The organism is Achromobacter sp. GbtcB20, assembly GCF_019091095.1.
Classification (GTDB): Bacteria; Pseudomonadota; Gammaproteobacteria; order Burkholderiales; family Burkholderiaceae_B; genus Achromobacter; species Achromobacter mucicolens.
On sequence record NZ_JAGXJZ010000478.1, the window covers coordinates 1 to 283 of the forward strand.

Consider the following 283-nt stretch of genomic DNA (forward strand, 5'->3'; position numbering starts at 1 on the left):
TAACGCCTGCGATGTCGAGGTCGACAGCCCCGGCCGAATCCTGATTTCCCCCGAACTGCGCTCCGCCGTCGGGCTGCAAAAGGAAGTGATGATGCTCGGCAGGGGCACCCACTTCGAAATCTGGGACGCCGCCAAACTGGCCCAGGACGAGGCCGAGGCGGTCGCCGGCGGCATGCCGGATGTCCTTTCCAACTTCTCTTTCTGAGGCACCGATGACCTCACCCGACACGGTGCCACATCTGCAGCATCGCACGGTGCTGCTTGACGAAGCGGTAGATGCGCT

General features: G+C 63.3%; 1 pseudogene. It reads left to right on the forward strand.

Annotated features, from left to right (window positions below):
- Window positions 1-205, forward strand: a pseudogene (locus tag KVT32_RS29835) (cell division/cell wall cluster transcriptional repressor MraZ); the annotation flags it as partial.
- Window positions 206-283: the final 78 nt, after the last annotated feature.